The 14,354-nt window shown below is 54.1% G+C and carries 12 protein-coding genes; 3 read left to right on the top strand and 9 right to left on the bottom strand.

Annotation, left to right across the window (positions count from 1 at the left end):
* Positions 1 to 241: 241 nt before the first annotated feature.
* From pgsA to QOS46_RS12740, 9 genes are all read right to left on the bottom strand, one after another.
* Positions 242 to 829: a CDP-diacylglycerol--glycerol-3-phosphate 3-phosphatidyltransferase gene (pgsA, locus tag QOS46_RS12780; protein WP_283610291.1), complete on the bottom strand. Its 588-nt coding sequence runs from the start codon at positions 827 to 829 to the stop codon at positions 242 to 244.
* Positions 826 to 2,163 carry a 30S ribosomal protein S12 methylthiotransferase RimO gene (gene rimO / locus QOS46_RS12775; protein ID WP_283610290.1) on the bottom strand — a complete coding sequence of 446 codons (1,338 nt, stop codon included), beginning with the start codon at positions 2,161 to 2,163 and terminating at the stop codon, positions 826 to 828. Before rimO ends, pgsA begins: the two co-directional genes overlap by 4 nt.
* The gene (locus tag QOS46_RS12770; protein ID WP_283610288.1) at positions 2,154 to 2,789 is read right to left on the bottom strand and encodes a regulatory protein RecX; all 636 of its coding nucleotides are present in this window, start codon (positions 2,787 to 2,789) and stop codon (positions 2,154 to 2,156) included. Before QOS46_RS12770 ends, rimO begins: the two co-directional genes overlap by 10 nt.
* Positions 2,789 to 3,937 (bottom strand): recombinase RecA, encoded by a 1,149-nt coding sequence (recA, locus tag QOS46_RS12765; protein ID WP_283610287.1) that lies wholly within the window; start codon positions 3,935 to 3,937, stop codon positions 2,789 to 2,791. The genes QOS46_RS12770 and recA overlap by 1 nt, the downstream gene beginning before the upstream one ends.
* A 254-nt stretch (positions 3,938 to 4,191) precedes the next feature.
* Complete coding sequence (gene prmC, locus QOS46_RS12760) at positions 4,192 to 5,046, bottom strand: peptide chain release factor N(5)-glutamine methyltransferase (RefSeq protein ID WP_283610285.1); 855 nt, start codon at positions 5,044 to 5,046, stop codon at positions 4,192 to 4,194.
* A complete protein-coding gene (locus QOS46_RS12755) occupies positions 5,043 to 5,996 on the bottom strand; it encodes a DUF1385 domain-containing protein (RefSeq protein WP_283610282.1) in 954 nt (317 codons plus the stop codon). The genes prmC and QOS46_RS12755 overlap by 4 nt, the downstream gene beginning before the upstream one ends.
* The gene (locus tag QOS46_RS12750; RefSeq protein ID WP_283610281.1) at positions 5,989 to 7,458 is read right to left on the bottom strand and encodes a sensor histidine kinase; all 1,470 of its coding nucleotides are present in this window, start codon (positions 7,456 to 7,458) and stop codon (positions 5,989 to 5,991) included. Before QOS46_RS12750 ends, QOS46_RS12755 begins: the two co-directional genes overlap by 8 nt.
* A 45-nt stretch (positions 7,459 to 7,503) precedes the next feature.
* A complete protein-coding gene (locus tag QOS46_RS12745; RefSeq protein ID WP_283610280.1) occupies positions 7,504 to 8,208 on the bottom strand; it encodes a response regulator transcription factor in 705 nt (234 codons plus the stop codon).
* Positions 8,209 to 8,232: 24 nt separating this feature from the next.
* Positions 8,233 to 9,600: an FG-GAP repeat domain-containing protein gene (locus QOS46_RS12740; RefSeq protein WP_283610279.1), complete on the bottom strand. Its 1,368-nt coding sequence runs from the start codon at positions 9,598 to 9,600 to the stop codon at positions 8,233 to 8,235.
* A 301-nt stretch (positions 9,601 to 9,901) separates the two neighbouring features.
* Between QOS46_RS12740 and QOS46_RS12735 the strand changes: the two genes are divergently transcribed.
* The 3 genes from QOS46_RS12735 (at position 9,902) to QOS46_RS12725 (ending at position 14,302) form a co-directional block, all read left to right on the top strand.
* Positions 9,902 to 10,276 carry an ArsR/SmtB family transcription factor gene (locus QOS46_RS12735; protein ID WP_283610277.1) on the top strand — a complete coding sequence of 125 codons (375 nt, stop codon included), beginning with the start codon at positions 9,902 to 9,904 and terminating at the stop codon, positions 10,274 to 10,276.
* Between the two features lie 20 nt (positions 10,277 to 10,296).
* Positions 10,297 to 12,630: a heavy metal translocating P-type ATPase gene (locus tag QOS46_RS12730; protein ID WP_283610276.1), complete on the top strand. Its 2,334-nt coding sequence runs from the start codon at positions 10,297 to 10,299 to the stop codon at positions 12,628 to 12,630.
* 511 nt (positions 12,631 to 13,141) lie between these two features.
* Entirely contained in the window at positions 13,142 to 14,302 is a 1,161-nt protein-coding gene (locus tag QOS46_RS12725) for a lysylphosphatidylglycerol synthase transmembrane domain-containing protein (RefSeq protein ID WP_283610274.1), read from the top strand.
* The last annotated feature ends 52 nt before the right edge of the window (positions 14,303 to 14,354 follow it).

Here is a 14,354-nt window from a genome sequence, read left to right as displayed (position 1 = left end):
TAATGTGTATGCAAATGTGCGGTATATCCGTTGTGTATGGAGGTCTGTTCTCCGTATGCAGGGGATGAGGTGTTCGTGGCACCTCGTCCCCGCTTTGCACTTTAATTGTGCCTTACAAGGTAAATTATACCATTTATTGTAATTAATTGCAACATATATTAGAGATGTGTGCAAAAATGTCACATTTTGAGCAGAAGCGCCGGATTTTAAAAATCCGGCGCTTTTTTACAGGCTGACAGATTCAACCTGCCGTTTTCACAATCTGCCAGTTTTGCTTTAAATAAATCCCTCCGGATACCACCGAAAGAACTGTGGCAACCAGAATGAGAAGCTGACCGAGCAGCGAAGTAAGGGGTTCATTTGCCGCGACGGGCAGCGCCACACCGGCCACCGTTAGCTCCTGCCAATATTGCAGCAGCAACACCGCCAGAATTGCGATGATCTGGCTGACGGTTTTGGCCTTGCCCCAATTGTTTGCGGCAATCACCTGCCCTTTGTCCGCCGCCACAAGGCGGATGGACGTGACCATGAATTCGCGCGCAATGATCAGCAGCACGAACCATACATTGGCAAGGTGCAGCTCCACAAAGCAGACCAGCGCGGAAATCACCAGCACCTTATCTGCAAGCGGGTCCATGAATTTCCCGAAATCCGTAATCTGATGATACTTGCGCGCCAGCATCCCGTCAAGATGATCGGTATACGACGCCACGGCAAACAGCACCGCAGCAATCAGAGAATGGTGCGGCAGCGCCGAAGCCAGCAGCACCGCCACAAAAAACGGAACCAATATCAGGCGCAGCATGGTCAGCTTGTTGGGCAGATTCATAACAGCTCCTCCACTTCCCCAATCAAATCGCACTCAATAAAATTCGTGATCTTCACGCGGGCAAACTGCCCGGGGTACGGCTTCTGATCCTTCGCAAAGAAAAACACCTTGCCGTCAATCTCAGGCGCGTCCTGTTCGCTGCGCCCAAACCAACACTCCGCGTAGCGGTCATAGCCCTCGGTCAAAACCAGAATGGTTTCCCCAATTTTGCTTTGACACTGCTCCTCCATGATGCGCATCTGCTGCTCCATCAGAAGCTCGCGGCGGTGGTGCTTGACCTCTTCTTCGATCTGGTTCGGCATTTTCGCCGCTGCGGTACCCTCCTCCTGCGAATAGGCAAAGCAGCCCATGCGGTGGAACCGGATTTCTTTGACAAACTCGGAAAGTTCGGTAAAATCCTCCTCGGTTTCACCGGGGAAGCCGGTGATCAGCGTGGTGCGCAGCGTGATGCCCGGCACTTTTTCGCGGATTTTATGGAGCAGCGCCGTAATGGACTTTCGGTCGCCGCCGCGGTACATCGATTGAAGCATCCGGCCCGATACATGCTGCAACGGCAAGTCGATATACTTGACTACCTTTTCCTGTCGGGCCATCGTATCCAACAGCTCATCGGTAATGTAATCCGGATAACAGTATAGCAGACGAATCCAGCGTAACCCGTCGATTTCGCACAGCTGGTCGAGCAGCTCGGGCAGCATCAGGCGGCCATACAAATCTTCGCCGTAGCGGCTCGTATCCTGCGCAATCAGGATCAGTTCCTTTGTGCCGTCTGCCGCAAGACCCTTAGCCTCCTCAACGATGCTTTCCATGGAACGGCTGCGGTAGCGCCCGCGGATCATGGGAATGGCACAGTAGGCACAGCGGCTGTCGCACCCCTCCGCCACCTTGAGATACGAAAAGTAGCTGGGCGTGGAGTGAACACGCTCGCCATACAGCGGCAGGCGGTTTTTCGGCGGGAAGGATTCGGGATTCTGCCCGTCGAGCGTCTGCCGGATGATATCGGCAATCTCGGCATTCGCACCGATGCCCACCACCGCGTCTGCCTCAGGCAGCTCCTTGCGGATTTCCTCGCGATAACGCTCCGCCATACAGCCCGTCACCACAATGGCGCGGATTTGCCCCTCTTGCTTGAGCCGGGCCAATTCGAGAATCTCATCAATTGATTCCTTTTTGGCGTCCTCGATAAAGCCGCAGGTATTCACAATCGCCACATCAGCCAGCGCCGCGTCGTCTACCAGAAGGAACCCGTCATTTTTCAGGGTTGCCATCATCATTTCTCCGTCTACCCGGTTTTTGGCGCAGCCCAGGCTGACCATTCCTACTGTTATTGCCATATTTGCTCCTCATCCAATTCTATGGTTTCGTCCAGATAGCGCAGCGCCTGCCGAATCTCCGGCAGGCGATACCCCATCCGCTGCAGGGCATTCACCGCCCTGCGCCGCTGTTTTTCATCCCTTGCGGCAAGGGGGTATTTCTTTTCTAATAGCTGCCGGATTTTTTCCTCCGGCGGCGGTGCCAACTCTTCGACGATCTCTTCCGCCAAGGCGGAATCGAGCCCCTTGCGGCACAGCTCCATCCGCGCGCGCGAGGACGAAAAGCCTTTTCTCCGCAGCAACTCCCCCGCCAGCTGCCGCCCGCAGGCAGCATCATCGAGAAGCCCCAGCTCCTCCATATGGTCGGCGGCAAGCTTTGCGGCCTCGGCCGGGAAATCCCGGCGCAGTTTTTCTTCCAGCTCCCCTTTAAAATGCGCCCTATGCTCCAGCAGGTACAGCGCCTTTTCTCTGGCGCGCACCTCGTTTGACTTCTGACACAGGAGGTACAGCTCCTCGTCGGAAAGCTCCGCCCCCACGCGGATTCCCTCCCGGTACAAAACGCCGGAATCCAGCTCCATCGCCGGTTCTCCGTCCAGTACCAACAGGGAAAGACCCTTTCTGTGGGGCCGGATTGCCGTGATCTGCATCAATCATCCACCAAAATGTCGATATTCGCTTTGGAGGATGCTCTGCCGGAAGCCGCGGGCTTTGCCGGCGGGGCCGCCTGCTCGATTTCAACCGGCTTGGCCGCTTCGGACGGTGCCGACGGAGCCGGTGCCTTCTTGGACGAAGCGGATGCCTTTGAGGGCAGGCGGTCGGCATTTTCACGCAGCTTCTGCTCGATTTCCGCACTGATGTCAGGATTGTTCTTCAAAAACTCCTTGGAGTTATCGCGGCCCTGACCCAGACGGGTTTCACCGTAGGAGAACCACGCTCCGCTCTTTTGAACAATGTCGAGCTTGGCCGCGAGATCGAGAATCTCACCCTCGCGGGAAATGCCCTGGCCATACATCACGTCAAACTCCGCCTCGCGGAAGGGAGGCGCAATTTTATTCTTAACCACCTTGGCGCGCGTCCGCGTGCCGATTTGCTCGGTGCCGTTTTTCAGTGTTTCAATCTTGCGAATGTCGATGCGCACGGAAGCGTAAAATTTAAGGGCGCGGCCGCCGGGGGTCACCTCCGGGCTGCCGTAAATCACGCCTACCTTTTCACGCAGCTGATTGATAAAAATAGCCACGCAGTTCGATTTGGAAATCGCGCCCGCCAGCTTGCGCAGCGCCTGCGACATCAGCCGGGCCTGCAGGCCGACGTGAGAGTCGCCCATTTCACCCTCAATTTCCGCACGGGGAACGAGTGCCGCAACCGAGTCCACCACGATTACGTCGATCGCACCGGAGCGCACGAGCGCTTCGGTAATTTCGAGCGCCTGCTCACCGGTATCCGGCTGAGAAACGAGGAGCGCGTCCACATCCACGCCGAGCGCACGGGCATAGATCGGGTCCAGCGCGTGCTCCACGTCAATAAACGCGGCATAGCCGCCGTTTTTCTGCCCCTGCGCAATGCAGTGCAGCGCCAGCGTTGTTTTACCGGAGGACTCCGGCCCGTACACCTCTATAATGCGCCCTCTGGGCAGGCCGCCGATTCCCAGCGCCATATCCAGAGAAAAAGAGCCGGTAGAAATTGCTTCCACCTGCATTGCCTGATTCTGCCCCAGGCGCATAACGGCGCCCTTGCCAAACTGCTTTTCAATTTGAGCCAGTGCCGTATCCAGTGCCTTGCTTTTATCCACTGCCATGGGAAAACTCCTCCGCTCCAAAATTCTTTTCATTAATCCGCCGAAAGCCAAAATATCTTACTTTATAAGCATACAGCGTTCCATTCGTTTTTTCCCGCCGCCTTCGGCAGAGAAAAAAGCGCCGTATTTAAGCAGGATGCCCGTTCCGTTGTTTGGTTCTAGTATACTGTATTCCAAACGCAAAATCAATGGATTTGGCGAAAAAATCGAACGAATGTTTTGTGTGCCTGCCTCTCAAAATTCCGAGCAGGAATTCAAATCCTCTGGTACACGCCGGAAACGACACGATCGAACCCGTTAAAATCCTGATGAACCCGAATGCGAAGAAGGCCCGCCTGCCGAAACAGCGCTGAAACCTGCTCCGCCTGTTTTTCCCCAATCTCAACAGCGGCAATCCCGCCTGGCCTGAGCCTCGGCAGCCAGATATTCGCGATTGCCCGGTAGAAGTCAAGGCCGTCGCCGCCGCCGTCGAGCGCTGTGGCCGGCTCGGCCTGCACCTCTTTCTGAAGCTGCGGCAGCTCTGCCGAATCAATATAGGGCGGGTTCGAAATCACCGCGCTGAGGTTTGTAAGCTCCGGCGCGGCATCCTCCTGTGTAATATCGGCCTGCACCGCCGAAATGCGGTCTTCACCGTAGCGGGACAGGTTTTCGTTCAGATAGGAGAACGCCTGCTCATACCATTCCACACAGGTCACGCGGGCGTCGCCACGCAAGCGGGAAAGCCCCAGCCCAACGGCGCCCGTACCGGCGCACAGATCCGCAACCAGCGGCGCGGGGTGCCCGCCGAGCAGCTCCGCCGCCGTATAAACCAGCAGCTCCGTTTCCTCCCGTGGAATCAGCACGCCCTCCCCCACGGCGAGGCGCATCCCGAAAAACTCCCATTCCCCCAAGATATACTGCAAGGGGCGGCGAGAACTCCGCTCCTCAATGGTGCGAAAAAATTCCTTGGCCTGCATGGGCGGAGCCTGTTCTTCTCCCCGCAGCAGAAGACCCTGACGGTCCATGCCAAACGCCCGCCGAAACAAGCAGATTGTGTCGAAAGCGGGGCTTTCCACCCCGGCACGCTGTAATAAGCTTTTTCCTTGTTGATAGGCCTGCTCAAAGGTCATCTCACAATTCTGTCCTCTCCGTTTTCCGGAATGACTTCTTTCATGGCGCTGATCGCTACCTCGATCATCGAATCATCCGGTTCTTTGGTCGTCAGGCGCTGCATCCACATGCCCGGCGCAGAAATAATGCGGGTAAAAAGATTGTCGTATTTGCCGCAAACGCGGATCAGCTCATACCCGATTCCCATGAGCAGCGGCACGCACAAAATTTTGGCCGCACTGCGCACAAAGGGGTTCGTAAATGGAATGAAGTACCCGGCGATAATACCGAGCAGTAGCATAATCACCATAAAGCTGGTGCCGCAGCGCGGGTGAAAGCGCTGGTGACGCCGAACGTTTTCCACCGTGAGTTCTTCTTCATTTTCGTAGCAAAAAATTGTTTTATGTTCGGCCCCGTGATATTGAAACACGCGTTTAATATCCGGCAGGCTGGCGCAGAACGCAATGTAAGCGATGAAGATCGCGATTTTTAAAAAGCCCTCAAATACGGTGCGCCACTCGGCAAAGCCAGGGCCCCACAGGTAGGTCTGCCCCATGTTGAACAACCAGGTGGGCAGCCAGAAAAACAGACCCACGGCGATCAGCACACCGAGAACGGCGCTGAATGTCATAATCGCGTTCATCAGCTTATCGCCGAACACCCTCTGCATCCACTGGTCGAACTTGGAGGGCTGCTCGTCATCCTCCAGCCCGGACTTTTCCGCTGAGATGCTCAGCGCCTTATAGCCGACGACCATTGCGTCAATAAAGCCGGCCACGCCGCGCAGGATCGGCAGACGCAGCAAGCTGTGGCGGTCCCGCAGGCGGTTGGTCGCAATCTGTTCGGTAGAAACGGTGTTGTCAGGCATGCGGACAGCCAGTGCGGTTTTGAACGGGCCCTGCATCATAACGCCCTCCATCACGGCCTGCCCGCCGATGCTTGTGATCATTTTTGTTTTTTCTCTAGACATTTTGTTCGGGATTCCTTTCTTCCGTCGCAGGCGCCGGCTTTGCCTCCGGCGCGGACTGCCTGAGTGTGGGTATCGTAATGGTCACGACAGTTCCGACCCCTTCCTGGCTTTCCAGCTCCAGGCGGCCGTCATGCAGGCGCATGATCTCGTCCGCCAGAGCCAGTCCAATTCCGGAGCCTCTCACCGTCTGGTTTGCTTTGTAAAACTTCTTTTTCACGTTGGGAAGGTCTTTTGCGGAGATGCCGCAGCCCGTATCGCTGATCACGACGCGGATTTGCCCGTTTGCTTCTTCCGCGGTAACGGTGACGGTATCCCCCTCTTTTGTATATTTCAAGGCGTTGTCAATAATATTGACAAATACCTGCCGCAGACGGTTAATGTCGCCCAAAACCGGGGACAGAAGAGCCGGTTCCTCATACACCAGAAACTTCCCCTCCGCCTGCGCACGGTCGGTAAACATGTACACCGCCTCGCCAAGCTCCGCCAGAATATCGATTTTGTCCATCATCAGTGTCATGCGGCCGTTCTGCATGCGCGAGAAATCCAGAAGCTCCTCCACAATTCCCGAAAGCCGCTCCGATTCGCGGATGATGACACCCATGCCCTTCTCGTACGTTTCGCGCTCGGTGTCGTCCATCCCCTGCATTGTTTCCGCCCAGCCCTTAATGGCCGTGAGGGGCGTACGCAGCTCGTGCGATACCGAAGAGATAAAGTCGTTTTTCATTTTTTCCGCCGTGCCTAGCTCAACCGCCATTTTATTAATGGTATCGCACAGCTCACCGATCTCGTCGTTCTGGCGGTTCTGAATGCGGGCGTTAAAGTCGCCCTGCGCAATCCGTTTGGCGGTTGCGCTGATCAGCTTGATCGGGTCGACAATCGACTTAATAAAATAGGTGCTGGAAAATACCACAAACAGGATGACCAAAAAGCCCATCACCAGCAGACCACCCACAATGGTGAAAATCTGCCGATCGGCTTCCTCCAGAGAGACAATGTAGCGGATGCTGCCCAGGGCCGAACCGCCCTGGTTGCGGATCACCCGTGTAACAGCCATTACCTTTTCTCCCGAGGAAAGGCGTCCCTGCCACGTGCCGTAACCATCTTTGTTTCCCTGCGCCAGCTGAACATCCGGCATGGTCTGAGTCTGATCAGGAGGGAAGCCCGTGGAAGTGACGAGGATCCGGCCTGAGGCGCTCAGAACCATCATTTCCATCATTTGTTTGCTGGGCGAGTTTTCCACATAAGTGCGAGCCGCGGCGGAAAACTCCACCGCCGTTTTATTGTCGTAATCGGCAAATACATTGGTCAGCTCACCCGAGCGCCCGTTAACGGTTTGCTGAATGCCGTTGTACACATAGCCCTGCACCACCAGCGAAAGGCAGAGGATGAGGGCGGAAAGGATGAGCAGGATAATACCCAGACTGTTCAGAATCCACCGCCGGGTAATGCCCCAAATCTTCATGCTATCCTCTCCTTTCCCTTCGCCCTGCCGGTTCAGGCGGGCTGTTTACGCTTCCCATTTATAGCCCAGCCCCCAAACGGTAACGATATGCTTGGGGTTGGACGGTTCATCCTCTATTTTCATCCGCAGACGCCGAATGTTCACATCCACGATCTTTTCTTCTCCGTAATAGGCATCCCCCCATACGTGCTTGAGGATGTCGGATCGGTCGAGCGCCTTGCCCGGGTTTGAAAAGAAATATTCCATGATTTGGAATTCCACCTGCGTCAGCTCAATGGGAATATTATCTTTCACTAACGCGCGGTTACGCAGGTTCAATGAGAAAATGCCGGAACGGATTTCTTCGCGGAAGTTGTTGCCGCTGCGCATTTCCGCCAGCGCCACTCGGCGGTACACCGCATCTACGCGGGCAACCAGCTCGCTGGGGGAAAACGGCTTTGTCACATAGTCGTCCGCACCCATCATCAGGCCGCTCACCTTATCCATCTCCTGCGTTTTGGCCGTGAGCAAGATAATGCCGATCGAACCGCTTCTCTGGCGAAGCTCACGGCAGACCGCCAGGCCGTCGTGCTCCCCCGGCATCATAATGTCGAGGATTGCAAGATCAAACATGCCTTTTTCCTGCTCGTACAGCACCAGAGCCTGGTCTCCGTTTTCCGCCTCAGTCACCTCGTAGCCCGCGCGTTTGAGATTAATCACAACAAACTCGCGAATGGTCTGCTCATCCTCCGCTACCAATATTCTCTTCATTGTCTGATTCCTCCTCTGCCTCTCTTATTCCTGCGATGTCATCAGCCGGAAGCCGTTCGTAATATCGTTAATGTTCAAGGCCAGAGGATCATCTGGCTGAAGAATGGAAGCCGCGTAAACAACGGCATTTTTTTCCTGCAACTTGTAAAAGCCCTTTGTAACCACCCCGGCGTTCCATTCCTGCTCGGTGAATTCCTGCAGCTTGAGCAGACCCGTGCCAACCGCGCCCGCAGTGGAATTGTTCACCGCATTACTGGCAGCATTGCTGGCCGGAATCCATTTATAAAAGGTTAACGAGCGAGTTTCCCTGTCTACCTTTACGGTGATCTTACCGCGCCACATATCGGGAATCAAAAACCAATAGCCGCTTTTCTGGTTGATAACCATACTCATCACCCGCTGCAGCGAATTATTCACGCTGTCGTACCGGTACCAGTTTGTCGCGGCGCACGCCTCATCCGGCAAAGGCGACGAATACCCCGGCATCGGGTTGACAATCGGGATTTCGATCAGGGTATCCCCGTTAATGTCGCGCGAGGTCACGCTCGTACTGCGCTGTGTATAGTTCGCCGTCTGCGTTCCCGAATCAAAGAACGGCGACTGTAGCAGCTTCTTCTGAGAATCCCAGAACAATACCTCTGTAACATAATTGCCACCGGCCTTTGCGCCGTCGAGCACAATACCGTACTGCGCGGAATTGATCATCCCTGCCGTAACCGACGCGTATTTCGTCACACCCGTATCCAGGTGCGCCGAACCGATGGTTTCCACCATATTGTCCGTCACGCGCAGCAGGCGCGCAATCGCCGTCTGCTCTGCCGTAGAAACGGAGGCTGTAAAGATTTCATCATAGGTATCTCCGTCGAAATCGCGCACTTCCATTTCATTGTAAGGCTGATTATAAGAAAGCTCGGTCATTTTGCCGTCATGGTACGAATAAATACTGATCGACGACGTCTGGTTCAGCACGCTGCCCCAGCCAACAATTACATCATCCACGCCGTCACGGTTCACGTCGCCGAAGCACACCTTATCCACCTGAGTGGACGGGCTGTTGAAGGAACCCACCTCCGTCCAGGTTTCTGTGCCGCCGCGAATGAAAGAAATCGTCAGGCCGCCCTTCTGGTCAGTATTCTGATACAAGGCAACGGCATCCTCGGTGCCGTCGCCGGTTAAATCCCACATTAAAATAGCCGAACGGTAATCCCCACGGCTCGGGTAGCTCAGCTTAAGCTGGTTATTCGTCTTTTTCTCCAGCACCTTGTGAATCTGCTCTTTGTTGCCGGTGGCGCGCGGCGGACGCATCAGGGTTTGAGGGTCCAGGCTGACCGAAGAGCAGCCAGAGCACAGCACGGCCAAAGCCAGCACTGCGGCAATCACCCGTTTCCTCATGTTCATTTCACGTCCTTTCTTTGCACGGCACGGCCGGCTGTGTATGAGACACAAAACAAAATGCTCCGCACTTTTAGACAAGTAGTACCCGGAGCAGCTCTGCTGTATACTATAACTAATTTGTTATTATAACATTTTGACAATTAAAAAAACAGTCCCATTTCTCATATTTACGGTACAAAACAACGGTAAAAATAGTTTTGAATTGAGCGCAATCATTTATTGACTTTTTTTCCAAAGATTCATATAATACATATGAACAGTTATTCATATGTTCATATGAGCAAAGGAGAATTTAATGATGGCTGAAAGAATAGAAGAACTTGAACCGTGTGAAATGACGGGAATTCACCCCGAATCCATTCAGCAGGCAAAAGAACAAATGCCCTGTGAGGATCATCTGCTTGATCTGGCGGATTTTTTCCGCATCTTCGGCGATTCCACAAGGGTAAAAATCGTGTGCGCCCTGCTGTCGACCGAGCTTTGCGTCTGTGATATAGCAGAACTGCTGGAAATTTCGCAGTCTGCAATTTCGCATCAGCTGCGGGTACTCAAGCAGGCTCGGCTGGTAAAATCCCGCCGGGCGGGCAAGGTAGTCTACTATTCGCTGGACGACGAACACATAGGAGGCATTTTGAGTCTGGGCCTGAGCCATATTAAAGAAAAACAAGTATAGGGAAAGGTGGGAATCAATCGATGGCTGCCAAAGAATTCGCCGTGGAAAACCTGGGATGTGCCCACTGCGCGGCAAAAATTGAACATGAGGTCGGTAAACTGGAGGGCATTTCGCACGCTTCGCTCAATTTTGTTTCAAAAACACTGCAGGTAGAGCTTGTGGATGAAGAGCGTTTTGACGAGCTTTCCGGCAAAATGCAGGAGATTGCCCAGAGCCATGAGCCGGACATCCGGCTCACCGAGCGCAAAACCGTACAGGCCGGTGAACGGATATTGTACCTAAAGGGTTTGGACTGCGCAGACTGCGCGGCAAAAATAGAGCGCGAAATACAAAAGCTGGACGGCATACGCGAGGCACAGGTGAGCTTTGCCGCACAGCGCGTCCTGCTCAAAGCCGACGACCGGGAAAGCCTGCCGGCGCTGACCCGCGAGGCGGTTCGCATCATTGGCGAGTTGGAACCGGACGTCACAGTTTCTTTCCGCGAGGAGGAAACCGACGGGGACGAGGATGAAAAAAAGGAGCGCCTTTCCCGTATTCTGCTTGCCATCGGCGTAGTCCTGTTTGTCGCCGCCATGGCGATTCCAATGGCGGAGCTTCCATCGTTTCTTCTTTTTCTGGCCGCTTACCTTCTAATCGGCGGCGAGATTCTTCTCGTGGCCGTGCGGAACATTCAGCGCGGGCAAATTTTTGACGAAAACTTTTTAATGTCAGTCGCCACCGTCGGCGCGTTTGCCATCGGGCAGTTCCCGGAAGGCGTTGCAGTTATGCTGTTTTACCGCGTCGGCGAGCTGTTTCAGGATATAGCGGTCAACCGCTCTCGCAGCTCGATTAAGGCACTGATGGACATTCGCCCCGATTTCGCCAACCTCAAGCTGGGCGACGAGGTTCGCCGCGTTTCGCCCGAAGAGGTGGGAATCGGCGACCTGATTCTGGTGAAGACCGGTGAGAAAATTCCGCTGGACGGCGTGGTGGTGCAGGGTGTTTCCTCCCTCGACACCTCAGCCTTAACGGGGGAATCCCTGCCGAGAGATGTGCAGCCCGGCAGCGAGGTTTTATCCGGCTCCATCAACCAGAGCGGCCTTTTGACAATTCAGGTACAAAAGGAATTCGGCGATTCCACCGCGTCCAGAATTCTGGAGCTGGTGCAGAATGCCAGCGGTAAAAAGGCCCCCACCGAAAACTTTATTACCAAGTTTGCCCGTTATTACACCCCGGCAGTCGTATTTGCCGCGGTGGCACTGGCGATCCTTCCTCCACTGGTGATCCCCGGCGCGGAATTTCACACCTGGATTTACCGTGCTCTAGCATTTCTGGTTGTGTCCTGCCCCTGCGCGCTCGTGATTTCGATCCCCTTGAGCTTCTTTGGCGGAATCGGCGCGGCGTCGCGTCAGGGAATCCTGATTAAGGGAAGCAATTATCTCGAAGCTCTCAACTCTCTGGATACGGTTGTGTTTGATAAAACCGGCACTCTTACCAAAGGCAACTTTACCGTGACAGACATTCTGCCGGAGAAAATGGAAAAAGCAGAGCTGCTGCGCTATGCTGCGCTGGCGGAAAGCGTATCCACCCACCCCATTGCCCAGTCGATTGTAAGAGCGTACGGCCAGCCCATTGACGAAAGTCAGGCACTGGAGCATACCGAAATTGCCGGTCACGGCATCCGCGCCATGATCGACGGAAAAACAGTTCTGGCCGGAAACAGCCGGCTGATGGAATCGGAAAAAATTCTGTTTGAACCCGTGTCCCGCCCCGGCTCTCTGGTATATTTGGCGGTAGACGGTAAATATGCCGGCTGCCTGGTGATCTCCGACGAAATCAAGCCCGACAGCAAAAAGGCAGTGGAAGCGCTGCGTCAGACGGGGGTACGTACCATTGCGATGCTGACCGGAGACAGCCGTACAGTGGCCGAAAGTGTTTCCGAAGCCATCGGTATTGACACCGTTTACGCCGAGCTTCTGCCTGATCAGAAGGTAGAGCGCGTGGAGCTGCTGGATCAACAAAAGGCTCCCGGAGGGAAACTTGCGTTCGTGGGCGACGGCATTAACGATGCACCGGTGCTGGCCCGCGCCGACATTGGAATCGCCATGGGTGGTATCGGCTCCGATGCCGCAATCGAGGCCGCAGACATTGTTCTGATGACCGATGAGCTTTCGAAGCTCCCCACCGCGGTGAGAATTGCAAAAAAGACCCGCCGCATTGTCTGGCAAAACATCTGGTTCGCGCTGGGTGTCAAGGCCATCATTCTGGTTCTGGCCGCATTCGGAATCGCCACTATGTGGGCCGCCGTGTTTGGCGACGTAGGCGTTGCACTGATCGCCGTTTTGAACGCCATGCGTGCCTTGAAAACGAAATAAACGATGCGATTTTCAGCCACAGATTGCGGCTCTCTAAAAGCAGAGCCGCAGTCTGTGGTTTTTTGTCTTTTTCGAGCAAAAATCCCGCTTCTGCGGTCATAAAAAGGAAAAAACTTTATTTTCTGTAATAATTAGGATATAATAACCTCACGCCGCACGCAAAAGCAAAGCTTTTGGCGGCTGAGAGAGCATTGAATCATCAGCAATGCAATTGCGCAACTATGATGGGAATGATTCTAAACCGGTTTGAGGATTTATGATATAATAACCTCACGCCGCAGGCCGAAGCAAAGCTTTTGGCGGCTGAGAGAGCATGGAATCATCAATCTGTTAATTCAAAGCCTTAGCCGGTTTTGGTAAGCTTATTTGATGATTTATGATATAATAAACCCCATGGCGAAAGCGAAATAACGCTATCAATGCCCGGAAAACAAGGATGGATCAGCCTGGTGGTTTCGACCACGCGGGTGAATTTTTATTGGCTTGTTTTATAATTGATGATATAATGGGAATGTTTTGGACGGAAAGACTGCAAAAGCAAACTACCACTGAACGCCTGCCAAGCCGCTGCGGCGTAGGTACGCCCGGGCTAAACCAAGCGGGAAAGGGGGATGGAAGGATGCAAGGCTCGTCTTCCAATTTCAAAAAATCTGAAGACCCTAAGAAAGAAAAACAAAAAAAATGGTTTACCACCATTACTCTGTTCCTTTCCATCGGCGTCATTCTCTACTTTCTGTTTACAACCGACGGTGTGGAGACCCTGCTCCATATTTCAAAGAATATTCGCCTTCGGTGGCTGGGGATTGCGCTGCTTGCTGTGCTGGCCCGCTACGCGATTGAAGGTTACGTTCTCTATCTGCTGTGCCGTCATCTGGATCCTTCTTGGTCCTTCCGCAAATCCTTTACCGTTGGGATGATCGGCTTTCTGTACAGCGCGCTGACTCCCTTTTCCGCCGGTGAGCCGATGGAAATTTACACGATGGATAAAATGGGGATGAGCGCGGGAGCCTCCAGCGCAGTCATCGCGCTGAAATCTCTGATTTATCAGATCGTTATGATGGTGTACAGCCTGTTCTTTATTGCGACGGAATTTTCGTACTTTCAAGCTGTACTTGACAATATTGCCCTTGTCATTCTCCTGACGCTGGTCATCAACATGACAATTATCAGCGTAATTTTGATCGTGATGTTTAACACCCGCCTCACGCAAAAGCTGCTGCGTTTTCTCATGGCTATTCTGCTGCACATGAAGTGGTGCCGCCACCCGAAGCGCTTGTACCGCAAAATTCGCAGTCAGCTGTATAAGTTCCACGACGGCGCGGCGCTGATGGGCCGTTCTACCACGCTTTATGTGAAAGCAGGCCTGCTGACGCTGGTGCAGATCACCTGCGCGAGCATTATTCCTTACCTGATTCACCGCAGCTTTAACCTGCACGGCGCTCCCTTCTACACCATGATGGCGGCGGATACCTTTGTTGTGATGGCCGCGGCATTTGTTCCCCTGCCGGGTTCCTCCGGCGGTGCGGAGGGCGGGTTTTACCTGTTCTTCCACGACATGTTCGGCTCTGCGATTTTCCCCGCGATTCTTCTGTGGCGCATTCTCGCGTATTACAGCAGCATCGTGTTTGGCTACCTGACCACTTGGGTGGCCGCGAAAAAAAACTGGATGTGACTTCCCTGAAAACAGAAGCACCCTCCCCTGTTCTGCCCCGTTTTACGGGTAG

This window comes from Faecalispora anaeroviscerum, assembly GCF_947568225.1.
Taxonomy (GTDB): domain Bacteria; phylum Bacillota; class Clostridia; order Oscillospirales; family Acutalibacteraceae; genus Faecalispora; species Faecalispora anaeroviscerum.
The sequence above is the reverse complement of the archived record's forward strand: the minus strand, read 5'-3'. Positions and strand labels throughout refer to the sequence as shown.

Bases quoted from the DNA above. Each gene is read 5' to 3' on its own strand.
- pgsA (WP_283610291.1), bottom strand. From the start codon at position 829: ATGAATCTGCCCAACAAGCTGACCATGCTGCGCCTGATATTGGTTCCG.
- rimO (WP_283610290.1), bottom strand. From the start codon at position 2,163: ATGGCAATAACAGTAGGAATGGTCAGCCTGGGCTGCGCCAAAAACCGG.
- QOS46_RS12770 (WP_283610288.1), bottom strand. From the start codon at position 2,789: ATGCAGATCACGGCAATCCGGCCCCACAGAAAGGGTCTTTCCCTGTTG.
- recA (WP_283610287.1), bottom strand. From the start codon at position 3,937: ATGGCAGTGGATAAAAGCAAGGCACTGGATACGGCACTGGCTCAAATT.
- prmC (WP_283610285.1), bottom strand. From the start codon at position 5,046: ATGACCTTTGAGCAGGCCTATCAACAAGGAAAAAGCTTATTACAGCGT.
- QOS46_RS12755 (WP_283610282.1), bottom strand. From the start codon at position 5,996: ATGTCTAGAGAAAAAACAAAAATGATCACAAGCATCGGCGGGCAGGCC.
- QOS46_RS12750 (WP_283610281.1), bottom strand. From the start codon at position 7,458: ATGAAGATTTGGGGCATTACCCGGCGGTGGATTCTGAACAGTCTGGGT.
- QOS46_RS12745 (WP_283610280.1), bottom strand. From the start codon at position 8,208: ATGAAGAGAATATTGGTAGCGGAGGATGAGCAGACCATTCGCGAGTTT.
- QOS46_RS12740 (WP_283610279.1), bottom strand. From the start codon at position 9,600: ATGAGGAAACGGGTGATTGCCGCAGTGCTGGCTTTGGCCGTGCTGTGC.
- QOS46_RS12735 (WP_283610277.1), top strand. From the start codon at position 9,902: ATGGCTGAAAGAATAGAAGAACTTGAACCGTGTGAAATGACGGGAATT.
- QOS46_RS12730 (WP_283610276.1), top strand. From the start codon at position 10,297: ATGGCTGCCAAAGAATTCGCCGTGGAAAACCTGGGATGTGCCCACTGC.
- QOS46_RS12725 (WP_283610274.1), top strand. From the start codon at position 13,142: ATGTTTTGGACGGAAAGACTGCAAAAGCAAACTACCACTGAACGCCTG.